This is a genomic window from Vibrio toranzoniae, assembly GCF_024347655.1.
Lineage (GTDB): Bacteria > Pseudomonadota > Gammaproteobacteria > Enterobacterales > Vibrionaceae > Vibrio > Vibrio toranzoniae.
The window spans coordinates 1,034,630-1,061,182 of sequence record NZ_AP025514.1; the positions used below are offsets into that span (position 1 = coordinate 1,034,630).

At 44.1% G+C, this 26,553-nt stretch carries 24 protein-coding genes; 18 read left to right on the top strand and 6 right to left on the bottom strand.

Annotation, left to right across the window (positions count from 1 at the left end; translation table 11 throughout):
* The first annotated feature begins 2 nt into the window (after positions 1-2).
* The 13 genes from plsX to OCU50_RS04700 all read left to right on the top strand — a co-directional run bounded on the left by plsX (position 3) and on the right by OCU50_RS04700 (position 12,342).
* On the top strand, positions 3-1,028 hold the full coding sequence (gene plsX / locus OCU50_RS04640; protein WP_060467358.1) for a phosphate acyltransferase PlsX: 1,026 nt from the start codon (positions 3-5) through the stop codon (positions 1,026-1,028).
* A 5-nt stretch (positions 1,029-1,033) separates the two neighbouring features.
* Positions 1,034-1,984, top strand: coding sequence for a beta-ketoacyl-ACP synthase III (locus OCU50_RS04645; RefSeq protein WP_060467359.1), 951 nt, complete (start codon positions 1,034-1,036; stop codon positions 1,982-1,984).
* 78 nt (positions 1,985-2,062) lie between these two features.
* A complete protein-coding gene (gene fabD, locus OCU50_RS04650) occupies positions 2,063-2,986 on the top strand; it encodes an ACP S-malonyltransferase (protein ID WP_060467360.1) in 924 nt (307 codons plus the stop codon).
* 25 nt (positions 2,987-3,011) lie between these two features.
* Positions 3,012-3,746, top strand: a complete 735-nt coding sequence (fabG, locus tag OCU50_RS04655) for a 3-oxoacyl-ACP reductase FabG (protein WP_026084209.1) — start codon at positions 3,012-3,014, stop codon at positions 3,744-3,746.
* A 166-nt stretch (positions 3,747-3,912) separates the two neighbouring features.
* A complete protein-coding gene (acpP, locus tag OCU50_RS04660) occupies positions 3,913-4,146 on the top strand; it encodes an acyl carrier protein (protein WP_004737381.1) in 234 nt (77 codons plus the stop codon).
* A gap of 93 nt (positions 4,147-4,239) precedes the next feature.
* Positions 4,240-5,484 carry a beta-ketoacyl-ACP synthase II gene (gene fabF / locus OCU50_RS04665; RefSeq protein WP_060467361.1) on the top strand — a complete coding sequence of 415 codons (1,245 nt, stop codon included), beginning with the start codon at positions 4,240-4,242 and terminating at the stop codon, positions 5,482-5,484.
* 104 nt (positions 5,485-5,588) lie between these two features.
* Positions 5,589-6,449 carry an aminodeoxychorismate lyase gene (gene pabC / locus OCU50_RS04670; protein WP_060467362.1) on the top strand — a complete coding sequence of 287 codons (861 nt, stop codon included), beginning with the start codon at positions 5,589-5,591 and terminating at the stop codon, positions 6,447-6,449.
* The gene (gene mltG, locus OCU50_RS04675) at positions 6,446-7,462 is read left to right on the top strand and encodes an endolytic transglycosylase MltG (RefSeq protein ID WP_060467363.1); all 1,017 of its coding nucleotides are present in this window, start codon (positions 6,446-6,448) and stop codon (positions 7,460-7,462) included. The genes pabC and mltG overlap by 4 nt, the downstream gene beginning before the upstream one ends.
* Before the next feature lie 9 nt (positions 7,463-7,471).
* On the top strand, positions 7,472-8,104 hold the full coding sequence (gene tmk, locus OCU50_RS04680) for a dTMP kinase (RefSeq protein ID WP_060467364.1): 633 nt from the start codon (positions 7,472-7,474) through the stop codon (positions 8,102-8,104).
* A gap of 6 nt (positions 8,105-8,110) precedes the next feature.
* A complete protein-coding gene (locus OCU50_RS04685; RefSeq protein ID WP_060467365.1) occupies positions 8,111-9,076 on the top strand; it encodes a DNA polymerase III subunit delta' in 966 nt (321 codons plus the stop codon).
* The gene (locus OCU50_RS04690; RefSeq protein WP_060467366.1) at positions 9,067-9,834 is read left to right on the top strand and encodes a TatD family hydrolase; all 768 of its coding nucleotides are present in this window, start codon (positions 9,067-9,069) and stop codon (positions 9,832-9,834) included. The genes OCU50_RS04685 and OCU50_RS04690 overlap by 10 nt, the downstream gene beginning before the upstream one ends.
* Positions 9,835-10,278: 444 nt before the next feature.
* Positions 10,279-11,709 carry a PTS glucose transporter subunit IIBC gene (gene ptsG, locus OCU50_RS04695; RefSeq protein ID WP_017054993.1) on the top strand — a complete coding sequence of 477 codons (1,431 nt, stop codon included), beginning with the start codon at positions 10,279-10,281 and terminating at the stop codon, positions 11,707-11,709.
* A gap of 228 nt (positions 11,710-11,937) precedes the next feature.
* The gene (locus OCU50_RS04700; protein ID WP_060467367.1) at positions 11,938-12,342 is read left to right on the top strand and encodes a hypothetical protein; all 405 of its coding nucleotides are present in this window, start codon (positions 11,938-11,940) and stop codon (positions 12,340-12,342) included.
* A 127-nt stretch (positions 12,343-12,469) separates the two neighbouring features.
* Here the strand turns inward: OCU50_RS04700 and OCU50_RS04705 are convergent, their stop codons facing one another.
* A complete protein-coding gene (locus OCU50_RS04705) occupies positions 12,470-13,063 on the bottom strand; it encodes an outer membrane protein (RefSeq protein ID WP_060467368.1) in 594 nt (197 codons plus the stop codon).
* 145 nt (positions 13,064-13,208) lie between these two features.
* Between OCU50_RS04705 and cydH the strand changes: the two genes are divergently transcribed.
* Entirely contained in the window at positions 13,209-13,298 is a 90-nt protein-coding gene (gene cydH / locus OCU50_RS20745) for a cytochrome bd-I oxidase subunit CydH (RefSeq protein ID WP_099049783.1), read from the top strand.
* 41 nt (positions 13,299-13,339) lie between these two features.
* Complete coding sequence (locus tag OCU50_RS04710) at positions 13,340-14,542, top strand: patatin-like phospholipase family protein (RefSeq protein ID WP_060467369.1); 1,203 nt, start codon at positions 13,340-13,342, stop codon at positions 14,540-14,542.
* 151 nt (positions 14,543-14,693) lie between these two features.
* Here OCU50_RS04710 and pyk read toward each other — a convergent pair whose 3' ends face one another.
* Entirely contained in the window at positions 14,694-16,142 is a 1,449-nt protein-coding gene (gene pyk / locus OCU50_RS04715) for a pyruvate kinase (protein ID WP_060467370.1), read from the bottom strand.
* A 318-nt stretch (positions 16,143-16,460) separates the two neighbouring features.
* Here pyk and mlc point away from each other — a divergent pair, with 318 nt between their 5' ends.
* Both mlc and OCU50_RS04725 read left to right on the top strand, forming a co-directional pair.
* The gene (gene mlc, locus OCU50_RS04720) at positions 16,461-17,678 is read left to right on the top strand and encodes a sugar metabolism global transcriptional regulator Mlc (protein WP_060467371.1); all 1,218 of its coding nucleotides are present in this window, start codon (positions 16,461-16,463) and stop codon (positions 17,676-17,678) included.
* 159 nt (positions 17,679-17,837) lie between these two features.
* Positions 17,838-18,779, top strand: coding sequence for a chemotaxis protein CheV (locus OCU50_RS04725; RefSeq protein WP_017054999.1), 942 nt, complete (start codon positions 17,838-17,840; stop codon positions 18,777-18,779).
* Between the two features lie 163 nt (positions 18,780-18,942).
* On the opposite strand, the gene OCU50_RS04730 is transcribed toward OCU50_RS04725, so the two are convergent.
* From OCU50_RS04730 to OCU50_RS04745, 4 genes are all read right to left on the bottom strand, one after another.
* Positions 18,943-22,035: an error-prone DNA polymerase gene (locus tag OCU50_RS04730; protein ID WP_060467372.1), complete on the bottom strand. Its 3,093-nt coding sequence runs from the start codon at positions 22,033-22,035 to the stop codon at positions 18,943-18,945.
* 97 nt (positions 22,036-22,132) lie between these two features.
* Positions 22,133-23,605 carry a Y-family DNA polymerase gene (locus OCU50_RS04735; RefSeq protein ID WP_060467373.1) on the bottom strand — a complete coding sequence of 491 codons (1,473 nt, stop codon included), beginning with the start codon at positions 23,603-23,605 and terminating at the stop codon, positions 22,133-22,135.
* A gap of 3 nt (positions 23,606-23,608) precedes the next feature.
* The gene (gene imuA / locus OCU50_RS04740) at positions 23,609-24,316 is read right to left on the bottom strand and encodes a translesion DNA synthesis-associated protein ImuA (RefSeq protein ID WP_060467374.1); all 708 of its coding nucleotides are present in this window, start codon (positions 24,314-24,316) and stop codon (positions 23,609-23,611) included.
* 154 nt (positions 24,317-24,470) lie between these two features.
* Entirely contained in the window at positions 24,471-25,211 is a 741-nt protein-coding gene (locus OCU50_RS04745) for a YciK family oxidoreductase (RefSeq protein WP_016792973.1), read from the bottom strand.
* A 137-nt stretch (positions 25,212-25,348) separates the two neighbouring features.
* On the opposite strand from OCU50_RS04745, the gene sohB reads away from it, so the two are divergent.
* The gene (gene sohB / locus OCU50_RS04750; RefSeq protein ID WP_060467375.1) at positions 25,349-26,416 is read left to right on the top strand and encodes a protease SohB; all 1,068 of its coding nucleotides are present in this window, start codon (positions 25,349-25,351) and stop codon (positions 26,414-26,416) included.
* Positions 26,417-26,553: the final 137 nt, after the last annotated feature.

The window sequence follows — 26,553 nt, forward strand, 5'->3', positions numbered from 1 at the left end:
CTTTGCAAAATCTAACCGTTGCGCTTGATGCAATGGGCGGGGACTTCGGTCCTCGTGTAACAGTGCCTGCCGCCGTGCAGGCACTGTCGTATTTCCCAGAGCTAAAAGTCATTCTCATAGGTGATCGAAACGCGATCACATCTCAATTATCTTCATTAGGTCGAATGCCTGATTCTCGCTTGAGTATCCAGCATTGTGACCGAGTTATTTCCAATTCTGAAAAACCTTCACTAGCCTTACGTAATAGTCAGGGCAGTTCTATGCGTGCCGCTATCGATCTGGTTGCCGAATCACAGGCTGATGCTTGTGTGAGTGGTGGTAACACTGGCGCACTGATGGCTTTGTCTCGTTTTCGACTCAAACTTCTGCCCGGTATTGATAGGCCTGCATTGGTTTCCGCTCTGCCTACTGCCTCTGGTAACCGGACCTGGATGCTTGACTTAGGAGCGAACGTATCTAGTGATGCGGATTCACTGTTTCAGTTTGCTGTCATGGGCAGTGCATTAGCAGAACAACATTTAGGTCGCGCGCCACGCGTCGCTATTTTGAATATTGGTGCAGAAGAAATTAAAGGCAACGACCTTGTAAAACGATGCGCCGAAATGTTGGCTAATACTCAATCCGTGAACTTCATAGGCTATATTGAAGGTAATCAATTACTTCAAGATTCTGCTGATGTCGTCGTATGTGATGGTTTTGTGGGCAATGTCTGCTTAAAAACGTGCGAAGGTACGGCTCAGCTCTTTATTGATAAGCTAAAAACGCGCATGATGGCTTCAACAATAAAGGGTTGGATTGCCAGAATGCTGTTTTCTGAGCTATTTACTGAATTAAAAACCTTGAACCCCGACCAGTATAACGGCGCAAGTTTGTTAGGATTGCGCGGCATTGTCATTAAAAGTCATGGAAGTGCTGATGTGTCTGCAGTCGTCAACGCGATTGGTGAAGCAGTACACGAGGTCAAACGACAAGTCCCCAGCCGCATTAGCGATCGTTTGGAAGCGGTTTTACTCGAGAGGCATTATTAGTCTTCATGTATAGCAAAATTTTAGGTACTGGCAGCTACTTGCCATCTCAGGTGCGTACTAACGCAGACTTAGAGAAAATGGTAGAGACTAGCGATGAGTGGATCGTTGCTAGAACAGGTATTAAAGAGCGTCGTATTTCAGCGGAAAATGAAACCGTTGCGGATATGGCGTTCTACGCTGCTGAGAATGCCATTGATATGGCGGGTATCGACAAAGAAGATATTGATTTAATCATCGTTGCGACAACCAGCAGTAGCCACACATTCCCGTCTTCGGCATGTCAGGTACAAGGTAAGCTTGGTATTAAAGGCTGCCCTGCGTTTGATTTGGCTGCGGCATGCTCTGGCTTTGTCTATGCATTGTCTGTTGCTGATCAACATATCAAGACTGGCATGTGCAAGAACGTTTTGGTAATTGGTGCGGATGCACTGTCAAAAACCTGTGATCCGACTGACCGCTCTACCATCATCCTATTCGGTGATGCAGCAGGCGCGGTGGTTGCAGGCGCAAGCGAAGAGCCAGGTATTTTGTCTACTCACATTTACTCTGATGGTAAATACGGTGAGCTTCTAAGTTTAGAAGTACCAGAGCGTGGCGGTGATGCAGACAAATGGCTGCACATGGCGGGCAACGAAGTATTCAAAGTGGCGGTAACTCAGCTTTCTAAGCTAGTTAAAGACACATTAGCGGCGAATAATATGGATAAGTCAGAGCTTGATTGGTTAGTTCCACACCAAGCGAATTACCGTATTATCTCAGCAACCGCTAAAAAGCTGACGATGTCGCTTGATCAAGTAGTGATTACTCTTGATAAGCACGGCAACACGTCAGCAGCTACCGTGCCAACGGCCCTAGATGAGGCTGTTCGCGATGGGCGAATTAAACGTGGCCAAACGCTTTTGCTTGAAGCATTTGGCGGCGGCTTCACTTGGGGTTCTGCGTTAGTTAAATTCTAACCCCAAGCGATAATCAACAAAAAGGCACATAACTAATGTGCCTTATTCAATTTTTGCTTTGCTTAAAGGAAAATTACAATGAGCAAGTTTGCTATCGTATTCCCAGGCCAAGGCTCTCAAGCTATTGGTATGCTTGCTGACCTGGGCGAACAGTATGATGTTGTTAAACAGACATTTTCTGAAGCTTCAGAAGCACTTGGTTACGATCTATGGGCATTGGTCCAAGATGGTCCAGTAGAAAATCTAAATGAAACTTTCCGTACTCAACCGGCTCTACTAACAGCGTCTGTTGCAATTTGGCGTGTATGGCAAGAGCTTGGTTTAGAGCAACCTGTAAACCTAGCAGGCCACAGCCTAGGCGAATACTCTGCACTCGTATGTGCTGGCGTTATCGACTTTAAAGAAGCGATCAAGCTGGTTGAACTACGTGGTCAACTGATGCAAGAAGCCGTTCCTGCGGGTGTTGGCGCAATGTACGCAATCATCGGTCTAGATGATGAAGCGATTGCTAAAGCGTGTGAAGACGCTGCGCAAGACGAAGTTGTGTCGCCAGTTAACTTTAACTCTCCTGGCCAAGTTGTTATCGCAGGTAACAAAGCAGCAGTAGAGCGTGCTGGTGCACTATGTAAAGAAGCGGGCGCTAAGCGTGCACTTCCTTTACCTGTTTCTGTGCCGTCTCACTGTGCACTGATGAAACCTGCAGCAGACAAGCTAGCGGTTGCTCTAGAAGCTCTAGAATTCAATGCGCCTGCACTGCCTGTTATCAATAACGTTGATGTTATTGCTGAAACAGACCCTGCAAAAATCAAAGATGCACTTGTTCGTCAGCTATACAACCCAGTTCGTTGGACTGAAGGCGTACAAGCAATGAACGAGCAAGGCGTTGAGAAGCTACTAGAATTAGGCCCAGGTAAAGTTCTTACTGGTCTAACAAAACGAATCGTAAAAACTATGACAGCTGCTGCAGTTAATGATACTGCATCACTAGAAGCTGCTAAGTAATTAACCACTTAATAGAGAAGTTATGATGAATTTAGAAGGCAAAGTTGCACTCGTTACAGGCGCAAGCCGTGGTATCGGTCGTGCAATCGCTGAACTTTTAGTTGAGCGTGGTGCTAAAGTTATCGGTACGGCTACTTCTGAAGGCGGCGCTGCTGCAATCAGCGAGTACCTTGGTGAGAACGGTAAAGGTCTTGCTCTTAATGTTACTGATGTTGACTCAATTGCTGCTACACTGAAAACCATCAACGATGAATTCGGTGCGATTGATATTCTCGTTAACAACGCAGGTATTACTCGTGATAACCTTCTTATGCGTATGAAAGACGATGAATGGAATGACATCATCGATACTAACCTAACGCCTATCTTCCGCATGTCTAAAGCTGTATTGCGTGGCATGATGAAGAAGCGTCAAGGCCGTATCGTTAACGTTGGTTCTGTAGTAGGTACTATGGGTAACGCTGGTCAAGCTAATTACGCCGCGGCTAAAGCTGGCGTAATTGGTTTTACTAAATCAATGGCTCGTGAAGTCGCATCTCGTGGCGTTACAGTGAATACTGTTGCTCCTGGTTTCATCGAAACGGATATGACTAAAGCGCTAAATGATGACCAACGTGCAGCAACTTTGGCGAATGTACCAGCAGGTCGACTAGGTGACCCTCGCGAAATCGCTGAAGCTGTGGTATTTTTGGCGTCACCTGCGGCAGCTTATATCACAGGTGAAACACTTCACGTCAATGGCGGTATGTACATGGTGTAAATTATGTGCAACATTTGTGCATGATTTAAGTCAAGATCATACGTAATTTCGGTTAAAATCGTGAAAATTGTGGTTTGACCAGAAAAGTTGACCTTGCAACTTTCAATAGATTGAATAAACTACGGAAAACATCGCATAAAGCGAACTCTGTAAAGGAAAAGAAAAAATGAGCAACCTCGAAGAACGCGTAAAGAAAATCATTGTTGAACAGCTAGGTGTAGACGAAGCTGAAGTTAAAAACGAAGCTTCTTTCGTTGATGACCTAGGTGCAGATTCTCTAGACACAGTTGAGCTAGTAATGGCTTTAGAAGAAGAATTCGACACTGAAATCCCAGATGAAGAAGCTGAGAAAATTACTACTGTTCAAGCAGCTATCGATTACGTAACTAGCGCTCAGTAATAATCTCTCCCAGGCGGTCACCTCGACCGCCTGTGTTTTATCTAACTCATCTATCCTCATCTTAAATCACCTCAATCTCCGGAGTGTAAAATCGTGTCCAAGCGTCGTGTAGTTGTCACTGGCATGGGTATGTTGTCACCGGTAGGCAACACTGTAGAATCTTCTTGGAAAGCCCTGCTCGCTGGTCAAAGTGGTATCGTTAATATCGACCATTTTGATGCAACCAATTTCTCAACTCGTTTTGCAGGTCTAGTTAAAGACTTTAACTGCGAAGAGTATATGACTAAAAAAGATGCTCGTAAGATGGACTTGTTCATCCAGTACGGCGTCGCAGCAGGTATTCAAGCTTTAGATGATTCAGCCCTAACTATTACTGAAGAAAACGCTCCACGTGTTGGCGTTGCAATCGGTTCTGGTATTGGTGGTCTTGGTTTGATCGAAGCCGGTCACCAAGCTCTCACTGAAAAAGGCCCTCGTAAAATCAGTCCGTTTTTCGTTCCGTCGACGATCGTGAATATGATTGCAGGTCACATGTCTATCATGCGTGGCCTACGCGGTCCAAACATCGCGATCTCTACTGCATGTACGACTGGCCTACATAACATTGGTCACGCGGCTCGTATGATTGCATACGGCGATGCTGACGCAATGCTAGCAGGTGGTGCTGAAAAAGCGTCGACACCGTTAGGTATGGGCGGTTTTGGTGCGGCTAAAGCACTGTCTACTCGTAACGATGAGCCTCAAAAAGCTTCTCGTCCGTGGGACAAAGGCCGTGATGGCTTCGTTCTTGGTGACGGTGCTGGCATGATGGTTCTTGAAGAGTACGAACATGCGAAAGCTCGTGGTGCTAAGATTTACTGTGAGCTAGTTGGCTTCGGTATGTCGGGTGACGCTTACCACATGACATCTCCAAGTGAAGATGGCTCTGGTGGTGCACTAGCAATGGAAGCGGCTATGCGTGATGCAGGCATTACTGGTGAACAAATCGGTTATGTAAATGCTCACGGTACCTCGACTCCTGCCGGTGACGTAGCGGAAGTGAAGGGCATCAAGCGTGCTTTAGGCGAAGCAGGTAGTAAGCAAGTCTTGGTTTCTTCTACGAAATCAATGACAGGCCACCTTTTAGGTGCTGCAGGCTCTGCTGAAGCTATCATCACAGCGATGTCTCTAATTGATCAAATTGTTCCACCAACAATAAACCTAGATGATCCTGAAGAAGGTTTAGATATTGACTTAGTACCTCACACTGCGCGTAAAGTGAGCGGCATGGAATATGCTGCATGTAACTCATTCGGGTTTGGTGGTACAAACGGCTGTTTGATCTTCAAAAAGATTTAATCATCTTATTAAAGACATAAACACTCGTAGATAGTCACAATTAGACTTGTTTTTAAACGGCTTGATGCTTTAGCATTGAGCCGTTTCTTTTTATGGGGAAAAACATGTTTTGGGTTGATGGACAAAGCCAGCAAACTATCGATATTTTGGATCGCTCGTTTCAGTACGGAGACGGCTGTTTTACGACAATGCTTGTCCTAGGTGGTCAAATTCAACATTTTCACGATCATCAACGTCGTGTCGATGAATGCCTGAAAGTGTTACGCATTTCTACTCTTGATTGGGATGTGGTTAATGTTTGGATCAATAGTGCACTTCAATACATCCAACACAACGGTACCCATGGAACAAAGAACCTCCATAATACAAACAAGTCTCATAGGGACAAAGCAGGGATAAAGCTGCACGTTAGTCGCGGCTCTGGTGGCAGGGGCTATAGCGCGAAGAATATCGCTAAACCTACGGTCACCATTAGTACGTTTGATTTCCCAAGCCATTACTCAACGTGGCAAGACTCTGGTGTTGAACTCGGTGTCTGCCAACAAGCGTTGGGTTTGAGCCCACTGCTTGCTGGACATAAACACAATAATCGCCTCGAGCAGATCTTGATGAAAGATGAAATGGATCAAGCTAATGAAGTCGATGGTGTGGTGCTTGATATCTCTGGCAATGTCATTGAAACCACCGTGGCTAACCTGTTTTGGCGGAAAGGGCAGACGATTCACACACCTCAACTAACGCAAAGTGGCGTCGCTGGTGTTATGCGTAAGCAAGTGTTAACCGCGCTGAATCAAGCTGCACTTTCCGTTACTATGAGTGACTACTGCTTATCTCAACTCATGAAAGCTGATGAGGTTTTCATGACCAACTCCATTTTAGGGATTGCCCCCGTTACCCGTATTAGTGAAACCCAATTTAACATTGGAACCGTTACTCGTAGCCTTCAAGGACAACTAAACTCGTGATCAAAAAGTTATTTATTTTTACTATCTTGTGCCTAATCGCAGCGGGCGCTGCTGGGTTTTATGTTTATAACCAAGCGCAAGATAACCTGAAACAAGTCATCCAATTAGGAAAACCACAGGTCGTAACCGTTGCTTCAGGCAGCAGCTTTAATCGTGTTCTGGCACAGTTGATAAATGAGGGGCTATTTGAGGCTTCTCCTTACGAGAAATTAATCCGTAAGTTACATCCTGAGCTGGTTGACGTAAAAGCGGGTACATTTCTGCTAGAACCGGGGTTGACTCTAGAGCAGGCGCTACAAGTGCTTGTTGAGGGTAAAGAGCACCAATTCACGATTACCTTCGTTGAAGGCAGTCGCTTTGATGAATGGCTTGTGCAGCTAAAAGACAATGAATTCATTCAACAGACGCTAGGTGGTGTTTCTGAAAAAGAGATTGCTGAAAAGCTGGGCGTTGAAAATGAAAAGCTAGAAGGCCTTTTCTTAGCGGAGACTTATCATTATACCTACGGTACGACCGATTTAGATTTGCTGAAGCGTGCTCATCGCGACCTCATGAACGTGGTGAATGACGAGTGGGAAAACAGAGCCGAAAAACTGCCTCTTAAGTCACCTTATGAAGCTTTGATTCTTGCGTCTATCATTGAGAAAGAGACCGCTGTTGCTTCGGAGCGTGAGCGTGTTTCTTCTGTTTTTATTAACCGTTTGAACAAGCGTATGCGTCTACAAACAGATCCTACGGTTATTTACGGTATGGGCGATAGCTACAAAGGTAATATTCGTAAGAAAGATTTACGGACTCCAACGCCGTACAACACTTATACAATGAGTGGTTTGCCACCAACGCCTATCGCCATGGCGGGCCAAGCATCTATTCATGCAGCTCTGAATCCAGAGAAGAGCAACTACCTGTATTTTGTTGCGAGTGGAACGGGTGGTCACGTATTTTCAAAGAGTTTGACAGAGCATAACCGTGCCGTGCGAGCTTACTTAAAACAATTAAGAAAAAATAAATAAAGAAAAATTATGAATCAGTCGAAATTTATCGTGGTTGAAGGCCTTGAAGGCGCAGGTAAAAGTACAGCAATTAAAGCCATCGTTGAAACATTAAAAGCATCTGGTGTCGAAGACATTGTTAATACTCGGGAGCCGGGTGGAACAGTCTTAGCTGAAAAAATGCGTTCATTAGTGAAAGAAGAACACGAAGGCGAGAAGCTTCAAGATATGACTGAATTACTGCTGATGTACGCAGCACGCGTTCAATTAGTAGAGAACGTTATCAAGCCAGCACTCGACAGTGGTCAATGGGTATTGGGTGATCGCCACGATATGTCTTCTCAGGCTTACCAAGGTGGTGGTCGTCAGATAGCACGCACTACTATGGAATCACTGAAAGCAACCACGCTGGGCGGCTTTAAGCCAGATCTCACCTTATACTTGGACTTAGACCCTCGAGTAGGACTTGAGCGTGCTCGAGGTCGTGGTGAGCTAGATAGAATCGAAAAGATGGATATCTCATTCTTCGACCGTACTCGTGAGCGTTACCTAGAGATTGCAGCGCAAGACGAAACGGTTCTTGTTATTAATGCACAACAAGAGATAGAGCAAGTGGCTGACGATATTAAACAAGCGCTTAGTGCTTGGCTCGACAAACAGTAGGTGGTCATGGCTGAAGTGTATTCTTGGCTCACTCCCGTATGGAGTGAGTGGAAAAAAAGTCTCGATGCTGAGCGTTTTCCTAATTCGGTGATTGTTAATTCACCAGAAGGGCTTGGCGTTGATGCGTTGATTGAACAGCTTACCGCGGCATTAATGTGTACTAACTACGAAAGTGAGTCTTGCGGGTTTTGTCATAGTTGTGAACTGATGAAATCGGGAAGTCATCCTGATTTCCACGTGATTGCGCCTGAGAAAGAAGGTAAGTCGATAACAGTTGACCAAGTGCGTGCGAGTAACCGCTGGGCCCAAGAGTCTTCTCAGTTGGGTGGTTTACGAGTCATCTTGCTTAATCCCGCTGAATCAATGAACGAATCTGCGTCGAACGCGCTTTTGAAAACATTAGAAGAACCTTCGAGTAATTGTATTTTTATTCTTTCAACGCGTAGTAGTAATCGTTTAATGCCTACCATCTTAAGCCGTTGCCAACAGTTTAATGTTGTTAGCCCACAATTGGAGGTAGGATCGGCGTGGTTAGATGGTGAAGTCGGTAAAGCGGTTCCGCAGTATATTTTAGCTCTTAATGGCAATGCACCTTTAAAAGCAAAAGCGATGTTTGAGCAAGGTGGCGTTGAAGCCTCAACAAAAGTGCTCGATGGCTTTGTAAATGTCATCAAGGGAATTCAACCTGACATGTTAAAGTTCTCTACAGAGCTTAGCAAAGATCCTTTGATTCAATTGGGTTGGCTATGGCATCTACTGTCGGATGTACAGAAGCTTCACTTTGGCTTGGTCAATCAAGCCGTGACACCTAGCGCGAAAGCACTGGTTGAAGTGATGTCTTACCAAAGTGCTTACGCTGCATCGAATAAACTGCTTATATTGATTGAGCAGTTAAAGCAACACCCTGGGCTCAATATGGAGCTACTCATAATGAATTGGCTGATAGCCACTTGCGAGGAAACATGTTCGTAGATTCCCACTGTCATTTAGACAAACTGGATTATCAAGATTTACACACAAGTGTAGAAGACGTTGTGAACAAGGCGAAGGCAGCAAATGTAGACCAGCTGTTGTCTGTTGGTGTGACACTGGACTCGTTTGAAAATATGCTCGAGATGATCTCGCCGTTTGATAACGTTAAAGCCTCTTGTGGCGTTCATCCTCTCGATGTAGAGAGTGATTTCTGTTTCGAGAGAATGCGTGAATACGCGAGCAACCCAAAAGTAGTAGCGATTGGTGAGACAGGCCTAGATTACCACTATCAACCTGAGACGGCTGAGTTACAACAGCTGAGATTTAAACAGCATGTTGCGTTGGCCGTAGAGCTTAATAAGCCTTTGATCATCCATACACGTAACGCGCGTGAAGATACTCTTGCTATTTTACGTGATGGTGGCGCAGAGAAGTGTGGTGGTGTGATTCACTGCTTTACCGAAGATCAAGCGTTCGCTGAAGCGGCAATGGAGTTAGGCTTCTATATCTCAATTTCAGGTATTGTGACCTTTAAGCAGGCTACAGAACTTAAAGAAGTTGTTAAGAACCTACCACTAGACAGGTTACTGATCGAGACGGATTCTCCATACTTGGCACCCATTCCATATCGTGGCAAACAGAATCAGCCCGCATATGTCGTAGAAGTGGCTGCCTATATTGCGCAGTTGAAAGGTTTATCGATGAAAGAGGTTGCTGAACAAACAACCAAAAATTACCAGAAACTTTTTTTGCGATAAAAAACTAGGTCAGTAAATAAAAGGGAGCAAAAGCTCCCTTTTTGTGTTTTTGATCACCAAAAGTGCGTTTTTTTTTAATGTTTACTAATTATGTTGAACTTGAGAGCGTTATTTATAGTATTTGTAATTTTGTTACTAAAAATAACATTTACCTTTATTTTATTCACTTAGTAAAATAATAGGGGTGTTAAAATAAATTCTTATATTTCAATTGCTTGTATAGTTGAAAAGCATTTCATTTCTAGATTTGACATGTGATCCAAGACGTGTTTTGAAACTAAATTTCGTAAGTGACTAGAAAGTTAGTTACCCATCAATATATATTTAGCGGCAGAAAATATAATGCAATACATGGTTACATTTTCGCGGGGTGCTAACATATAGGCTACGGGGGTGTGCCGTTAGAACCCATATAATTATTTTATCTTTATCAGGAGCATAAACATGTTTAAGAACCTTTTTGCCAACTTGCAAAAAGTCGGTAAGGCTCTGATGCTACCAGTATCAGTTCTTCCGGTTGCGGGTATTTTGCTAGGTGTCGGCGCAGCAAACTTTAGTTTTCTTCCAGAAGTGCTTTCTCACTTAATGGAACAAGCGGGTGGTTCAGTCTTTGGTCAAATGGCTCTGCTATTTGCTGTTGGTACTGCACTTGGTTTTACAAACAATGACGGTGTAGCAGGCCTTGCCGCTGTTGTTGGTTACGGCATTATGGTTGCTACATTAAAAGTAATGGCAACGGTAATGGGTGTTGATGGCATTGAGACTGGTGTACTTGGTGGTATCCTTGCTGGTGGTGTTGCAGGTTGGGCTTTCAACAAGTTCTACCGTATTCAACTTCCAGAATACCTAGGCTTCTTCGCTGGTAAGCGTGCAGTGCCAATCGTTACTGGTTTTGTATCTATCGCTCTAGGTTTAGTTCTTTCTGTAATTTGGCCTCCAATCGGTGGCGCAATTGCGACATTCTCTGATTGGGCTGCAAACCAAAACCCAGTAATGGCATTTGGTATCTACGGTGTAATCGAACGTTCTCTTATTCCTTTTGGTCTTCACCATATCTGGAACGTACCATTCTTCTACGAAGCGGGTTCTTGTGTGAACAACGCTGGTGAGCAGGTAAATGGTATCATGACTTGTTTCCTTACTGCTGATGACGCATCTCGCGCTGCTGGTAATGGTTTCGGTCAACTAGCTGGTGGTTACTTATTCAAAATGTTCGGTCTTCCTGCTGCTGCAGTTGCAATTGCACATGCAGCAAAACCTGAAAACCGCGCTAAAGTAATGGGTATCATGGCTTCTGCTGCGTTAACTTCATTCCTTACTGGTATCACAGAACCGATTGAATTTGCATTCCTATTTGTTGCTCCAGTGCTTTATGCTATCCACGCTGTACTTGCTGGTGTTGCATACATGCTAACTAACGCACTAGGTGTTGTTCACGGCCACACATTCTCAAACGGTTTCATTGATTTTGTCGTTCAATCTCCACGCGCTGAGAATATGCTTCTTCTTGTTGGGCTTGGCCTTGTTTATGCGGTTGTTTACTACATTGTATTCCGCACCGTGATTAAAGCTCTAGACCTTAAAACTCCAGGTCGTGAAGACGAGTCTGAAGAAGAGTCAGTTGCGACTGGTTCTGAACTTGCTGGTGAGCTAGTTGCTGCCTTCGGTGGTAAAGCGAACATCACGGGTCTTGACGCTTGTATTACTCGTCTACGTGTTGCAGTTGCTGATACAGCAGTTGTTGACCAAGACAAACTGAAGAAACTAGGCGCTGCAGGTGTTGTTGTAGTTTCTGGTGGCGTTCAAGCTATCTTCGGTACTAAGTCTGACAATCTTAAGACAGACATGGATGAGTGGATCCGTAACAACGGTTAATTCACTGATTCAATAAATTAAAAGGAGGCCGAGAGGCCTCCTTTTTTGTTTTCCGCCTTATGAAAGCTCTTCCTGCACTTATTCTTTTCCACTCAATCGGTTATCGTTCAGCTCGATGTTCTGATGCTCGATTACCCGCTTTGGGTACCTCTTATCTTTAACTTTATGATGACAACATCCGTTTTGATTTAAGTAATCTACCGTTTTTAAACACATTCTGAGAATATTATGAAACATCGTTACTTGTTCGGCCTTATGTGCTGCAGCGGAGCCTCGTTTGCTCATGCTTCTGAAGCTCCAGATTTAGAAGTTGGTCTCGCCATTGACCAAGACCTGAGTGTCGTTGTTGAGTTTGATCAGAAGTACCGTGCAACCGTTGGTAACGACGGCGCGGCATTCGACTACATTTGGAAACGTGGTCAGTTTAAAACGGAAGTTCCGTTAAATTGGTACGTAGGTGCAGGTGCTTGGGCTGAATGGAATGACGATTTTGGTTTAAGAGTACCGTTAGGAGTGAAAGTTAATTTTTACGAAGGTTGGAATGCTTACGCACAAGTTCATCCTGAGCTAGACATGTACAAAGGCGTCGAGTTGCAAGTCGGCGGTGCTCTGGGTGTCACCTATAAGTTCTAAAGTGAACTTAAACTGTTTTTATAGTAAAAAAGCCAGCATCGCATGAAGTTGGCTTTTTTGTTTTGTTAGGTCTTTATGCCTCATGCGAACTGAGTAGCCTAGAAAGCGTGGCTTAAAACGGTTTGGTTTAGAAAGTAAAGCTCAGTCCGACATTGGCTTGGAATTGGTTCATCCAATCGGTATCAAATCGGATAATACAGTCTTGCCCCGTGCTGGGTACGTTACAAACTCCAGACGTGTCGTTGTCGACCACAGTACCTAGCCAACGCACTTGAGTGTTAAGTGCTAAGCGGTCACTAAATTTGTACTCTAAGCCACCAAAGATAGAGGTTGAGAATCCAAATTTATCTTTCGCCCAGTCTACATCCACGTAAGATGCACCAATCCCCAAACCTAGGTACCCAGACAACACCGGAGAAGCAGGGTAGTAAATACTGCTTTGAAAGTGTAGGTATTGAATTGAGGAGCTTAGGTTGAGTTTTTCTAGCTCTGAGCTCTGGTTAGAATAGAAAAAGCCGATGCGACCTTTATCAAGTGGCGTTTCAATCGCAAAGGTGTAGTTTTCAGACGGTTTCATGTCGTAGGTTTTACCATCCTGGTCTTCGACACTACCACCACCGGTATAACCCACCATCGGGGTAATGATGATCTCCGGCGAAGCATACACACTCGATACGGAGAAAAGCGCAATAAGCGCCATCATATTTGCTTTGTTATTCATGAGTATATCCTTATCCATACACTTACTAATTGTGATGGTTACATCAATATTGTGCGACTAATTTCGACGATTCTTGAAGATACTTCACACACCTGATAATAATTAAACAGTGACTCGACAAATTAATAATAAGCCAGAGGTGTCTATGGACCATAATCTGAAAAACGCCCTACAAATAACAGTGTTAATTTACACAATCATTCTTTCATTCGGCTTTATCGCAATTGGTAGTTAATACTATTTGTGGAGAGGCCGGGTTTTATACTCAGGGAATAAATGAATAGTGGTATTATAACCAATATTGATACAGCAATAGATTTGGATTACTACGCTAAGTTTATTGCTGGAAAAACTGCACTGGTTGCTCAAGGGGGCGGGCAGAGAGGCATTTTCACCTCAGGGGTACTGGATGCGTTCCTGATCTCTAACTTTGACCCTTTCGATGAGTTTTTTGGCACTTCTGCTGGCGCTCTCAATTTATGCGCTTACCTATGTCGCAATAAAGGCTTAAGTCGTTCTTTTGTCCTCGAACTCACTACTTCTCCAGAGTTCTTTAACCTATTTTCTTATATACGACATCGAAAAAAGTTGGGGTTAGAGTGGGCCTTAGAGAAAATCATGGCCTATCCATATAAGCTCGACCTTGATTTGGGAAGACAAACGTTGGGTGATCGTCAACTCTTTGCCGCGGTCACCGATTCGAAAGATCTTCAAGATTACTATTTTCCTGTATTAAGTGAAGACTGGTACAAGGTAATGGTTGCCACGTGCGCCATTCCACGCCTATATAACGATGAAATACGTATTGGCAATGGTTCTTATGTGGATGGTGGTGTGTCAGCATCTATTCCTGTACAAGAAGCTTGGCGCCGCAATGCTCGTTCTATCGTCGTAATTAGAACTGAGCCTGCGTTTGAACTAAATCCGGTCCATAGCAAGCCAATTTTACCTGTAAAAAATAAGGCGCTACTATCTTTAGAAGAACTTGAATGGTTTCGCGGTCCGTTTAATAACGTTCACGGTCATTGGCAACAAAAAGTGGACCAATGGAAAACCGATTGGACATCGTTTTTTCAACAACAAATCTTGAGCTCAAAAGAACAAAAGAGAGATAGGGTACATTTAGACCTTCTAAATGGCGGTCGATGGTTATTTGGTGCTGATGATATCTATCGTTTAAGTCATTTGATTGGTGATAAATTTGATTCAGGATTAGCTGATATGTTGATGGTTCATTACCAGACTTACTCGCTGACTCAGAACTTCCTTAACTCACCTCCCGATGATACTTTTGTGGTTCAGATAGCACCTAGTCAAACGCTTAAATCGAGCTCATTAATGAGTCATAAAGATGATTTACTGCATGATTACGAATTGGGGTTAGAAGCTGGATATCGTTTTGTTGAAACTTATTCTTCCACTGACAACGCTCGTAGCTCACATACGCCACATTTGGTAACCGGTGCTGCCGGAAAATAATACTTGTAGAAAAGTTTTTGAAATGAAAAGGGTTATTGAACTTGGTCCGATAACCCTTTCTTTTTTATTTGCTCTCGAAAACCAAAACTTTAAACACTGAATAGTTAGCCTTCGGGCTTTAGATGATTGAACAAACTTGAAGATTTTAGAGTTAGGTTACAGGCAGAATTCTCATACAGTTTGTCGATCCGGCGACATCCATAATGTCCCCTTGCGTGATGATCACTAGATCGCCACATGTGAGATATCCTTTTTCTTTCAAGCAGGCGAGCGTAGAGAGCGCAATATCAAGGCTGTCTTTGGCTTCTGTTTCAAAGTAGATTGGGGTAACCCCTCTGTACAATGTGCACCGGTTAAGTGTGCTTTCGTTACGAGATAGTGCGTAGATAGGCATATCGGCGCTGAGGCGTGACATCATCAGTGCTGTGCGTCCGGACTCAGTGAGAGTGACCACGCCCTTAATTCCTTCCATATGGTTCGCAGAATAAATAGTCGCCATCGAAACGGTTTCTTCCGCTGTTACAAAGGTACGATCAAGACGGTAATTAGAGTGGTTGTTAATACCCGCCATCTTTTCAGCGCCAATACAGACTTCTGCCATTGATTTCACCGTTTCGACTGGGTAATCGCCTGCTGCTGTTTCACCGGAAAGCATTACGGCATCCGTCCCATCAAGTACGGCATTCGCTACATCCATGACTTCTGCCCGAGTTGGCATTGGAGCGGAGATCATCGACTCCATCATCTGAGTCGCGGTGATCACTGTTCGATTAAGCGCCCCTGCACGACGTATAAGCTGTTTTTGTACTCCAACCAACTCTGGGTCACCAATCTCTACTCCTAGGTCACCACGGGCCACCATGACCACATCTGAGGCCATTATGATGTCATCCATGTTCTCAATAGTGGCTACCGTCTCTGCTCGTTCCACTTTAGCCACAAGATGCGCTTCTAAGCCGGCTTCATGTGCGAGTCGACGCGCGTAATGCATATCTTCGCCATTGCGAGGGAAAGACACCGCTAGGTAATCTACTTTGATTTGTGCTGCTGTTACGATATCGCGCTTGTCTTTTTCTGTCAGCGCTTCTGCGGATAAGCCCCCCCCTTTTTTATTAATACCCTTGTTGTTGGAGAGAGGGCCTCCGATGAGCACTTCAGTGTGGACTTTGCACCCTTCGACACTGGTCACTTTTAATTGAACACGACCATCGTCGAGTAATAAGATGTCGTTAGTTGATACGTCGTTTGGCAGCTCTTTGTAATCGAGGCCAACGGCTTGTTGGTTGCCTTCACCTAAACCTAGGTTACTGTCTAGAGTGAACCGGTTCCCCACGGCTAATTGGATCTTGCCATCTTTGAATGTCGACACACGAATCTTCGGACCTTGCAAATCTCCTAGAATGGCGACTTGAGTGCCGAGCCGTTTAGCGATCGCTCGAACTTGTTCTGCGCGTTGGATGTGATCGTCGCTGCTGCCGTGAGAGAAGTTCATACGGACGATATTGGCACCGGCTTTGATGATAGCTTCAAGCACATTACCTTTATCTGTTGAAGGGCCTAGCGTGGTGACGATTTTCGTTTTTCTTAATGCGGCTGTCATGAATACTCCTAGAGTGAGGACTGTAATCTGATTTAAGGCTGAATTAAGTATATGCATTAATTGATAATTTATTGGGAGCTAGGAAGGTATTTCTCCAATTATCCACAATGATTGAATTCAAGCCTCAGTCGTGATGTTTTTTTTCGAAAATTAAGTCTTAATTTCTCAATTTGGATGATAATTCTTCTCGAACTATTTGACTCGATACACAAAGATTCATGTATATACGTGATACTGGTCACGGCGATATACCAAGTGACTTCACAATTACTTCGCAAAGTAAAAAAATTATCCAGTTGATGATTTTTGGAGCGTAAAATGTACATGGCTCAACCGGGCCATATTGATCATATCAAACAGGTCAATGCTGGTCGTGTATATAAACTAATTGACCTTAAAGGTCCTATTTCTCGTATCGATTTGTCCAAGCAAAGTGAGTTGGCTCCGGCGAGTATTACTAAAATTACCCGTGAACTCATTGAAGCTCACCTTATTCATGAAACGACGGTTCAAGAAGCCACCACTCGTGGGCGTCCGGCTGTCGGTCTGCAAACCAATAACGAAGGTTGGCAGTTTCTGTCGATGCGTCTTGGTCGTGGATACTTGACAATTGCTCTGCATGAATTGGGTGGTGATGTTCTTATCGATACCAAAATCGATATTCATGAACGTGACCAAGACGATGTGCTTGCTCGCTTATTGCATGAGATTGATGAATTCTTCCAAACCTATGCTGAACAACTCGATAGGGTAACCAGCATTGCGGTTACGCTACCTGGCCTTGTGAATTCTGAGCAAGGTATAGTGTTGCAGATGCCACACTATAATGTTGAAAATTTAGCGTTAGGGCCGGAGATCTATAAAGAAACGGGCTTGCCAGTCTTTATTGCCAATGACACCCGAGCATGGGCATTGGCAGAGAAGCTGTTTGGTAATTCACAAGACAACGACAACTCTGTTCTTATCTCGATTCACCATGGTTTAGGTGCCGGGATTATTCTTGATGGTCGTGTTTTGCAAGGGCGTCATGGCAATATCGGTGAACTGGGGCATATCCAGATCGATAAAGAAGGCAAGCTTTGTCATTGTGGTAACCGAGGCTGTTTAGAAACGGTAGCGAGTTCACAAGCGATACGTGACCAAGTGAAAGCAAGACTCGCAAATGGTGAAGCATCAACCTTGTCTGTGTTTGAAGATGTCACCATTGAGCAAATCTGCGCGGCAGCAGCAAATGGAGATGAGTTAGCCGTCGAAGTGATTGAGCAGTTAGGTCGCTACCTAGGTGCGGCTATTGCGATTGTGATTAACCTATTCAACCCAGAGAAAATATTGGTTGGCGGTGTTATTAACCAAGCAAAAAGTGTCCTATACCCTGAAATTCAAAAGTGTATCGAAGAGCAGAGTTTATCGGTTTACCATCAAGACTTAGAGTTGGTGGAGTCTCGTTTTTATAAGCAGGCGACCATGCCGGGTGCTGCGCTTATCAAGCAGGCTTTGTACGATGGTCAGCTATTGATGAAAGTTATTGAAGGTTAGCTTCTTTACTACTGTTATAGTCTACTCCAACCATACACCTAAGCTTCGTATTGCAGTATTTTTGGTGCTTAGTTTAAGTATTCTGTGATTGGCGCTTTGTGTTATCCTATTGAAGTAGGCTATTGTAGCCAAATTTATTATTTGTCACTAAGGTGTTGTATGTCTGGAGTTTTAAATTCGGTTGATCAAAGAACCAAACTGGTAGGTGAAAACCGTCTGGAACTCTTATTATTCAGTTTAAATAGTCGTCAACTCTTTGCGATTAACGTGTTTAAAGTGAAAGAAGTCCTAAAATTGCCAGTACTCACTCGCTTTCCAGGCTCCCATCATAATATTACCGGCGTTGCTTCTTTGCGCGGTGAATCCGTCCCTGTAATTGATTTACGTAGTGCGATAGGCTTTCCGCCATCACGTGCCGATTCTCAAGAAAGTAATTTGATTATTACGGAGTACAACCGAACCGTTCAAGGTTTTTTGGTTGGGCAAGTTCGTAATATTGTGAATACGATGTGGACTGAAATCCAGCCACCACCCAAGACAGCAGGGCGTGCAAACTACCTAACAGCGATTACGCATATTCAAGAAGAAGATCAACATAAAATTGTTGAGATCATCGATGTTGAAAAGGTACTAGCTGAGATCATTGATTACGATGTTTCTATCTCTGAAGGGGTTTTAGACGAGCAGCTCGCCAATGAGATGGTTGGACGTAACGTTCTTATTGTTGATGACTCTTCAACAGCACGTAACCAGATTAAAGGCACTTTGTCACAACTCGGCCTGAATATTATTGAATGTTGCGATGGCTTAGAAGCTTTGAATCTGCTTAAGGGATGGTGTGACGAAGGTAAAGACATTAATCAGGAAATATTGTTGATGATTACCGATGCTGAAATGCCTGAAATGGACGGCTATAAACTGACTCATGAGGTTCGTAGTGATCCAAGAATGCGTGACTTATTCATTACGCTAAATACTTCATTAAGTGGTAGTTTCAATGAAGCAATGGTTGAGAAAGTAGGGTGTAATCGCTTCATTTCTAAATTCCAGCCAGACCTATTAGTTGAAGTGACTCAAGAACGAATGCGCCAGATTTTGTAAGTAATACTGCTAATGGTTTATAGAGCCTTTAAGAAAAGGCTTACGGCGGATAGCGTTGAGGTATCATTCAATAATTTGAACTGAACTGAACTGAACTGAACTGAAGGGAAGCAGATGCTTCCCTTTTTCGCTTTTAGCGTTTATGAAACGGCTATCTGAGTCGCTAATGGAAATCCCGTGATTTGGTTTTCAAACCAACAATTTCATCGGTAATATCGATGAGCTTCCCAGCAATCACATGCATTACTTCGCCTTCCTTTTCTAATATTCCTTGTACTTTTAATGCTTTGGCTGTGAGGTAGGCTTTCTGTTGAGCTCGTGCGGTAGCTCCCCATACCACAACATTAATGTTGCCAGTGCTGTCTTCCAGAGTGACAAAGGTGACGCCTGTTGCGGTACCAGGTGATTGCTTACCAGTGACTAATCCGACAACAGTGACCATGGATTTGTGTCTTTGTTGTATTAGGTCTTTCATATGAGTGAATCGACCGAGTCGGTTCGCTTCTTCTAACAAAGTGATAGGGTGTTTGTTTAATGAAATCCCGATACTGGTAAAATCTTCAAGTAGATCTTGCATCTCATTGGGTTTGTGCAATGTGTGTTCGCCATCCTCATCCTTAGTATCGTCATAGACTTGGCTAAATAGAGGCAGGTCAGAAGCGGAATCCATAATTGCCCAGCGTGTCTGAAAGCGGTCACCAGAAACGTTGTGCAGCGCATTAGCCGAGGCGAGTAATTCAATGTCTGTTTTACTCATTGATAGTTGCTTCACCTGGCTAGGGTGACGATAACCGGAATGCGGACGATTGGCGAGTACGCTCTGGATACCGTGTTCGCTCAAGCCTTTGATTTGTCGCAGCCCTAATCGAATCGCTAGACCATTCTGATGAGAAACAACCGTGTGATTCTCTTGAGAGGTATTCACACATATCGGCAAAATCACCAGATTGTGCCTCTGTGCATCTTGTACCAACTGCGACGGGCTATAAAAACCCATGGGTTGGCTATTCAGTAAAGAAGCGTAGAAACATTCTGGGTAGTAACATTTCAACCAAGCTGAACAATAGGCTAATACCGCAAACGAAGCGGAATGGCTTTCCGGAAAACCGTACTCGCCAAAACCGCATATCTGTTTAAATATCTGTTCGGCAAACTCGGTTTTGTAGCCGCGTTTTTGCATGCCTTCGATGAGTTTGTTTTTAAACTTAAACACGTTACCGTTTTTCTTCCAAGCGGCCATCGCGCGCCTGAGTTGATCCGCTTCTCCGCCAGTGAACCCTGCAGCTACCATCGCGAGTTTAATCACTTGTTCTTGAAAGATAGGTACACCTAAGGTGCGTGATAGTACCGATTCCACCTCTTTGGATGGGTAACTTATGGGCTCAATGCCATCTCGACGTTTTAGAAATGGATGTACCATATCGCCCTGAATTGGCCCTGGGCGCACGATAGCGATTTGAATCACCAAGTCGTAATAAGTTTTCGGTTTAAGCCTTGGCAGCATACTCATTTGCGCTCGTGACTCAATTTGGAATATCCCGACGGTATCGGCTTGTTGAATCATGCCGTAAACCTGAGGATCGTCCTTAAGACGAGTGATCTCAGCGATCGTAAGGGAGCGACCATGGATATTCTTGATCTGGTCGAAACATTTACGAATCGCAGAGAGCATACCCAATGCGAGTACATCGACTTTCAGCAGCCCCAAGGTTTCTAGATCATCCTTATCCCATTGGATAATGGTGCGATCGTGCATTGCCGCATTCTCGACAGGAACCAGTTCATACAGAGGCCCTGAAGAGATCACAAAGCCGCCGACGTGCTGAGACAGGTGACGTGGAAAGCCAATAATGTCATTAACTAAATGGATAAATTGCTGACCCTTTAAAGAATCAGGTTGTAGTCCTAATTGAGTTAATTGTGCTTGCCAACCTAAGCTTTTATCTCTGCGATTCGTGTTTTTAATGAAGTAATCAAGCTGGGTTTCTTGTAGCCCTAATGCTTTGCCGACATCCCTTACCGCACTTTTAAAGCGATATGAAATGACAGTGGCGGCAAGTGCTGCGCGTTCTCTACCGTATTTCTTGTAGATGTATTGGATGACTTCTTCACGGCGTTCATGCTCAAAATCGACATCAATATCAGGCGGTTCGTCGCGCTCTTTACTGATGAAGCGTTCAAATAGCACTGAGATCTGTCTTGGATCGACAGAGGTGATCTCTAAGCAGTAACAGACCACGGAATTGGCCGCTGAACCTCGACCTTGGTAAAGAATCCCTTGGCTTTTGGCAAACATGATGATGTCGTGGATCGTGAGAAAGAAGAAAGGGTAGTCGAGCTCGTTAATCAGCCCGAGTTCTTTATCTATGATCTGCTGGATGTCGTTAGGCACACCTTGTGGGAAGCGAGCCTGTTTTCCTTTCTCGACCAACATTCGCAGATAGCTCATGGGCGTCTCACCTTGAGGAATAAGTTCACTTGGGTATTCGTAACGTAAGCTGTCTAAATCAAATTCGCACAGCTTAGAGATACGGTTACTCTCTTCTAGCCACTCAGTTTTGAAGATATGAGAGAGCTTATCAAGACTTCGCAAACAGCGCTCAGCATTCGCCAGTAAATGGCAGCCTACTTCTGTAATTGGCTTTTGGTACTTAATCGCGGTGAGTGAGTGCTGTAAGGGCAAGCGATTAGTGTTGTGCATCAATACACCACCACAAGCCGTAATGGGTAGTTGGTGATGTTGTGACAGCTCAACACAGTAATCCATGTACTGCTGGTCGGTTTGTTTTAGGTGTCGTTGTAGGCCAATCCACAGCCGGCCGGAGTGATGCTGAGAAAGCCATTGTCCCCAATGTGAATCTTCACTTTTCTGTTGAGGCAGCCAAAGAATGAAGCAATGCTTAGCCGACATGATATCCCATTCAGAGAGCTGATAATGTCCTTTGCTGCTACGACGTCTCGCGTTGGTAATAATGCGGCATAGCTCGGCATAGGCCGTTCTATTTGGGCATAACAAGACAACTTGGCATTCGTCATTTAACCAAAACATGCTCCCGACGATTTGCTTGAGCGACAGTTTATGTTGCTTGATTGCAGAGTGAACCTTCACGATGCCCGCTACCGAGCACTCATCGGTGACCGCGAGTGCTTTGTAACGTAAGAAATCGGCTTGTAAAACAAGTTCTTCTGCGTGCGAAGCTCCCTCAAGGAAGGAGTAATTACTTTGGCAGAAAAGCTCTGAGTATTGCTGAGACATAGCGTAATCTCACTTAATCATTGCGAGTGAACATGATTGAAAAGAGGCGTTTAAATGGAACAAGTGGCAAGAACGACTTACCAAACTGTCTTACTGACTAGCTGAACAAACCGTGCAAGAACCACTGTTTATCTGGTGTTCTAAATACCCATAACCACCGCCCGTTTTTGCTGTAAGCAATAAAGTAGTCACGAATGATTTTCTCTCCGTCCCACCACCCAGACACAATGCGTTCAGGGCCTTGAGACAAGGTGACGCTCTCTGTTAATACTTCAGGCTCAGGCAGCAGAATACTCGGCCTGAGTCGCTGTTGATTAATACTGATAGCTGTTGTGGTTTGTTGGTTGGCCTTTTGGGGAGTCAGAGCCTTTTTTGCCACATGACTTAGTGTTGGTAGTGAATATTGATTGTTTTTTTCTGGCCTAGGATCCTGTTGTATTTTCGGAGTTTGAATACAGGCTTGCCCAAGCTTCGCCTGTAACAGTGAAAGTAGGTCTAGCGCAGCAAGTGTTCCGGTATTGCCATCAAAAAGATCATGGTAGGTCATTTGGGGGGATCCATGACGAATCAAGGAGAGAGTTAGCCCTTGAACGGGTGCCGTGAGCTTTAGAGACTCTAAGGCGAGATGGGTAAGGTTCGCCCATTTGCTTGCAAGATAATCGCCCTGTGCTGAATAAAAAGAGACATGGTGGTCGTTTTTATCCCTTAGATGCAAAGTCAGCGTCAACTCGAAAGCCACTCGGTCACGTAGCTTCAAAAAACACTCGAGTTGATTTAATAATTTCAGTAACGGCTTTTCGATAAACAGGATGTTTTCAATATCAAACAATAGCTCGAGATATTGCTGAAAATTCTCCGGTGGATGGTAGAAATCAATCGGGTGCTTGAACTGTCCGTTAAGGCGACCAACATAATTCACTAAGTCGATATCAAAGCGACGTGCGACTTCTTGCAAAGGCAGCTTTAATAGGTCTTCAACGACATTGATACCAACACGGTTCAGGCGCTCAATTTGCTTAGCTGGTAATTCGCTTGAACTTAGCGCCTGCTGACTTACCCAAGCTTTCATTTGCTCAACATTGTTTGTTGTTTGGTTGATGGATTGCTTGCCTAAAAGGATTGCAGAAAGCGGCGAATAACCTGTGGCAAAGCTGAACTGGATGTTGAGTGACTCTAAATGGCTTTTGAGTTCGAGCCAGTAATTGTCTAGCCCGTTGTAAAGCGACAGCATGTTAGAGGCTTTAATTAATAAACCATTGGGCGGCAGTAACGCCATATCTGATGTAACTAAATATGCCCATTGAGCGATCTCTTTCAGTTTATTTTTCTCTAGCTCAATACTGTAAGGGTGAACGTGTAAGTTGTGGCAAAGTGCCGCCGCAGACCCGAGTCCCATGCTTAGTGTGATGCCTGATTGCAGTGCGGCTGGGTTAGCTTGCAGCACACGGTGATCTTTTTCATCCACGATGATAATAGGTTTCTCGTGTGATGTTTCGTTCAAACCCAACTCATTAGAGTTAAACAAGGTATCTAACTGCAGAGATGGAAAGTGTAGATAAAGCCACAACATACGTTAGCCTTGCTTCGCAATAGGGAAAGCCGGCACCGTATTACTAGACAAAGCGTGAGTCGAACTGTTTTGATTGATGACTTTTTCTGTGAGTAACGGCCAATTTTGGCTCATGTCGAGAATAAAGCTGCCATACGACCAGCTGCCTTTTCTTTTCGTGACCTCAACCTTTAACCCCTGCGCGTGAGAAGAGAGTTTCATGCTTAAAGAAACGGGTAGGGACAACGGATTATGGCTGGTGGCTTTAAAGTGAAATTGCAGGCACTTACCCGTTTCGCTTGCTGCTTGCAGGCGCTTGGTTTGGTGGATTTCGAGATCGGCTCCCCATAGCAATACAGAATGACAAGCACCACTCTTGAGGCATTGTTCAGCAGCCCATAGTGCATCGAGAGCACGCTGAGGTTGGATGACTAGGATGTTCTCTAATGGAATATCTTGGTCGTTGAAAAACTCGGCACAGATCTTCCCTGGTGGGTTGATGAAAATGGCCAGTTTCTGTGAGTTTTGTTGAGCTAAATAAGGCGTGAGTAGACGAAGTTCGCCGATCCCTTGTTGTGATTCCACCTCAATAACGCCGTGCATCGGAAAGCCTCCATCAAGCTGTTTATCCAATTGAGGGTAGCCTGTCGAAGTGGTACTTCCTTGCGTTGTTGGTTGTAATCCTTTCCAGATTAACTGGCGGTCTTGTAAGTTTTTTATGAGTTCATGCATAATCAAATACCTGTATATCTATACAGTATATTTAACAATGAAAAAGATGCAAAGCAAAATGACGAAAATCAGATGAACTAACTGTTAGATACTTGATTTAGATACAAAAAAAGCCGCGATTAAGGCGGCTTCTTGCTATTGGTTATAATATCAACTACTTAGGTTGAGCATCTATACATTGGCCATTAATGTCTGTCACACTTGGGTTCATTAAGTGTAGGTACAGCGGGATGATGTCTAATGGCGTTTTTAGCTTGTTCGCATCTTCACCTGGGTACGCTTTTGCACGCATACGTGTTTGAGTGCCGCCCGGATTAATCGCGTTAACACGGATGTTTGTGTCTTCAAGCTCATCCGCTAAGATCTGCATCATACCTTCGGTAGCAAACTTAGAAATCGCGTAAGTGCCCCAGAACGCACGGCCAGAATGACCCACCGTTGAAGAGGTAAAGACAATACGACCCGCTTCCGCTTTCTTAATGACAGGCAGGAGTGCTTGAGTCATTAGAAACTCAGCTTTAACGTTGATTTGCATGACGCCATCAAAGGTCTCTTCATCGATTTGATCAAATGGACTTAACGTGCCAAGCACACCTGCGTTATGCAGTAGGCCGTCTAAACGACCAAACTGTGATTCAATGGTTTCAGCCATATCAACGTAGTTCTGTTTTGTCGCGCCTTTTAAATCCAATGGGATAATCGCAGGTTGTGGGTAACCTGCGCTTTCGATTTCGTCGTAAATCAATTCAAGGTTTTTAACATTGCGGCCTAACAGAATGACAGTTGCGCCATGTTGAGCGAAGCTTAGTGCGGCTTGGCGACCAATGCCAGCACCGGCACCTGTAACCAAAATTACTTTATCTTTGAGGGCATCTGTAGAGATTGGGTAATCCACTGTGCTTATCCTTCTTTCTTTTATTATGTTCGTCATTCCATTGATGTTTAATTACACAGATAACCGCAGGAATGATGAGAAATTCTTGGTAATCGTGACAAGATGGTTACAATACACTAATTCATACAATAGGGGATATGACATTGGAATTTTTGTTGGACTACGGCTTGTTTTTAGCCAAGATTGCGACCGTTGTAATCGCCATCATTGCCATTTTAGTGATTGCTAAATCGGTGGGTGGTAAATCAAGCGCAATTAAAGGTGAGCTGGAAATCACTAACCTATCGGAACATCATAAACAGACTATTGAACAATTAGAGCACCATTTGCATGATGATACTTTCATCAAAGCACGTGATAAAGCAGAAAAGAAAGCAGAAAAAGAGAAAGTAAAGTCACGCAGTAAAGAAGTGAAGAAAGCAGCGAAAGAGGGGGAGCTTGATAGCAAGCGTGAACCACATCTATTCGTTCTTGATTTTAACGGCAGCATTGATGCGAAAGAAGTGGCTTCATTACGTGAAGAAGTAACGGCGGTTCTAGCTGTGGCTCGTGAAGGTGATGAAGTATTACTTAAGCTTGAATCTGGCGGTGGCATGGTTCACGGCTATGGTTTGGCCTCTTCTCAACTTGATCGTATTAAAGCGGCAGGCCTACCTCTGACTATCTCGGTAGATAAAGTCGCAGCAAGTGGCGGTTACATGATGGCATGTATTGCAGACAAAATCGTATCTGCACCTTTTGCTATTGTTGGTTCTATTGGCGTTATCGCTCAGTTGCCTAACTTCAATAAATTGCTTAAAAAGCATGATATTGAGTTCGAACAGTTAACGGCGGGTGAGTACAAACGCACGCTAACTATGTTTGGTGAGAACAGCGATAAAGCACGTGAGAAGTTTAAAGAAGAGCTAGAAGAGACACACGGCTTATTCAAAGACTTTATTCGTGACCACCGTCCAGCGCTAGACCTTGATAAGGTTGCAACGGGCGAACACTGGTTCGGTACACAAGCTCATGAACTTGGGCTGGTGGATGAGATCAGCACTTCTGATGATTTAGTCGTAGCAGCATGTAAAGACAAGACGGTTCTAGCGATTCACTACGTACAGAAGAAAAAACTATCAGACAAGCTAGCGGGCGTTGCAGGTAAATCAGCAGACAGGGTGCTGATGAAGCTGATCGAACGCGGTCAAAAACCGATTGTTTAAATTTATACCAATTGTAGTAAATAATTGCTCGTCTTAGCTTGTTAAAAGGCTCGATAACTTCACTAGAATATTTGATTGTAGAGTAACTACTTATCGAAAAATTCTGCTTGGTTTTCAAGCCTTTTCCAGCACCATTC

Excerpts from the sequence above, each read along its gene's own strand:
- OCU50_RS04645 (WP_060467359.1), top strand. The coding sequence starts at position 1,034 with ATGTATAGCAAAATTTTAGGTACTGGCAGCTACTTGCCATCTCAGGTG.
- fabD (WP_060467360.1), top strand. The coding sequence starts at position 2,063 with ATGAGCAAGTTTGCTATCGTATTCCCAGGCCAAGGCTCTCAAGCTATT.
- fabG (WP_026084209.1), top strand. The coding sequence starts at position 3,012 with ATGAATTTAGAAGGCAAAGTTGCACTCGTTACAGGCGCAAGCCGTGGT.
- acpP (WP_004737381.1), top strand. The coding sequence starts at position 3,913 with ATGAGCAACCTCGAAGAACGCGTAAAGAAAATCATTGTTGAACAGCTA.
- pabC (WP_060467362.1), top strand. The coding sequence starts at position 5,589 with ATGTTTTGGGTTGATGGACAAAGCCAGCAAACTATCGATATTTTGGAT.
- tmk (WP_060467364.1), top strand. The coding sequence starts at position 7,472 with ATGAATCAGTCGAAATTTATCGTGGTTGAAGGCCTTGAAGGCGCAGGT.
- OCU50_RS04685 (WP_060467365.1), top strand. The coding sequence starts at position 8,111 with ATGGCTGAAGTGTATTCTTGGCTCACTCCCGTATGGAGTGAGTGGAAA.
- OCU50_RS04690 (WP_060467366.1), top strand. The coding sequence starts at position 9,067 with ATGTTCGTAGATTCCCACTGTCATTTAGACAAACTGGATTATCAAGAT.
- ptsG (WP_017054993.1), top strand. The coding sequence starts at position 10,279 with ATGTTTAAGAACCTTTTTGCCAACTTGCAAAAAGTCGGTAAGGCTCTG.
- OCU50_RS04700 (WP_060467367.1), top strand. The coding sequence starts at position 11,938 with ATGAAACATCGTTACTTGTTCGGCCTTATGTGCTGCAGCGGAGCCTCG.
- OCU50_RS04705 (WP_060467368.1), bottom strand. The coding sequence starts at position 13,063 with ATGAATAACAAAGCAAATATGATGGCGCTTATTGCGCTTTTCTCCGTA.
- cydH (WP_099049783.1), top strand. The coding sequence starts at position 13,209 with ATGGACCATAATCTGAAAAACGCCCTACAAATAACAGTGTTAATTTAC.
- OCU50_RS04710 (WP_060467369.1), top strand. The coding sequence starts at position 13,340 with ATGAATAGTGGTATTATAACCAATATTGATACAGCAATAGATTTGGAT.
- pyk (WP_060467370.1), bottom strand. The coding sequence starts at position 16,142 with ATGACAGCCGCATTAAGAAAAACGAAAATCGTCACCACGCTAGGCCCT.
- mlc (WP_060467371.1), top strand. The coding sequence starts at position 16,461 with ATGTACATGGCTCAACCGGGCCATATTGATCATATCAAACAGGTCAAT.
- OCU50_RS04725 (WP_017054999.1), top strand. The coding sequence starts at position 17,838 with ATGTCTGGAGTTTTAAATTCGGTTGATCAAAGAACCAAACTGGTAGGT.
- OCU50_RS04730 (WP_060467372.1), bottom strand. The coding sequence starts at position 22,035 with ATGTCTCAGCAATACTCAGAGCTTTTCTGCCAAAGTAATTACTCCTTC.
- OCU50_RS04735 (WP_060467373.1), bottom strand. The coding sequence starts at position 23,605 with ATGTTGTGGCTTTATCTACACTTTCCATCTCTGCAGTTAGATACCTTG.
- imuA (WP_060467374.1), bottom strand. The coding sequence starts at position 24,316 with ATGCATGAACTCATAAAAAACTTACAAGACCGCCAGTTAATCTGGAAA.
- sohB (WP_060467375.1), top strand. The coding sequence starts at position 25,349 with ATGACATTGGAATTTTTGTTGGACTACGGCTTGTTTTTAGCCAAGATT.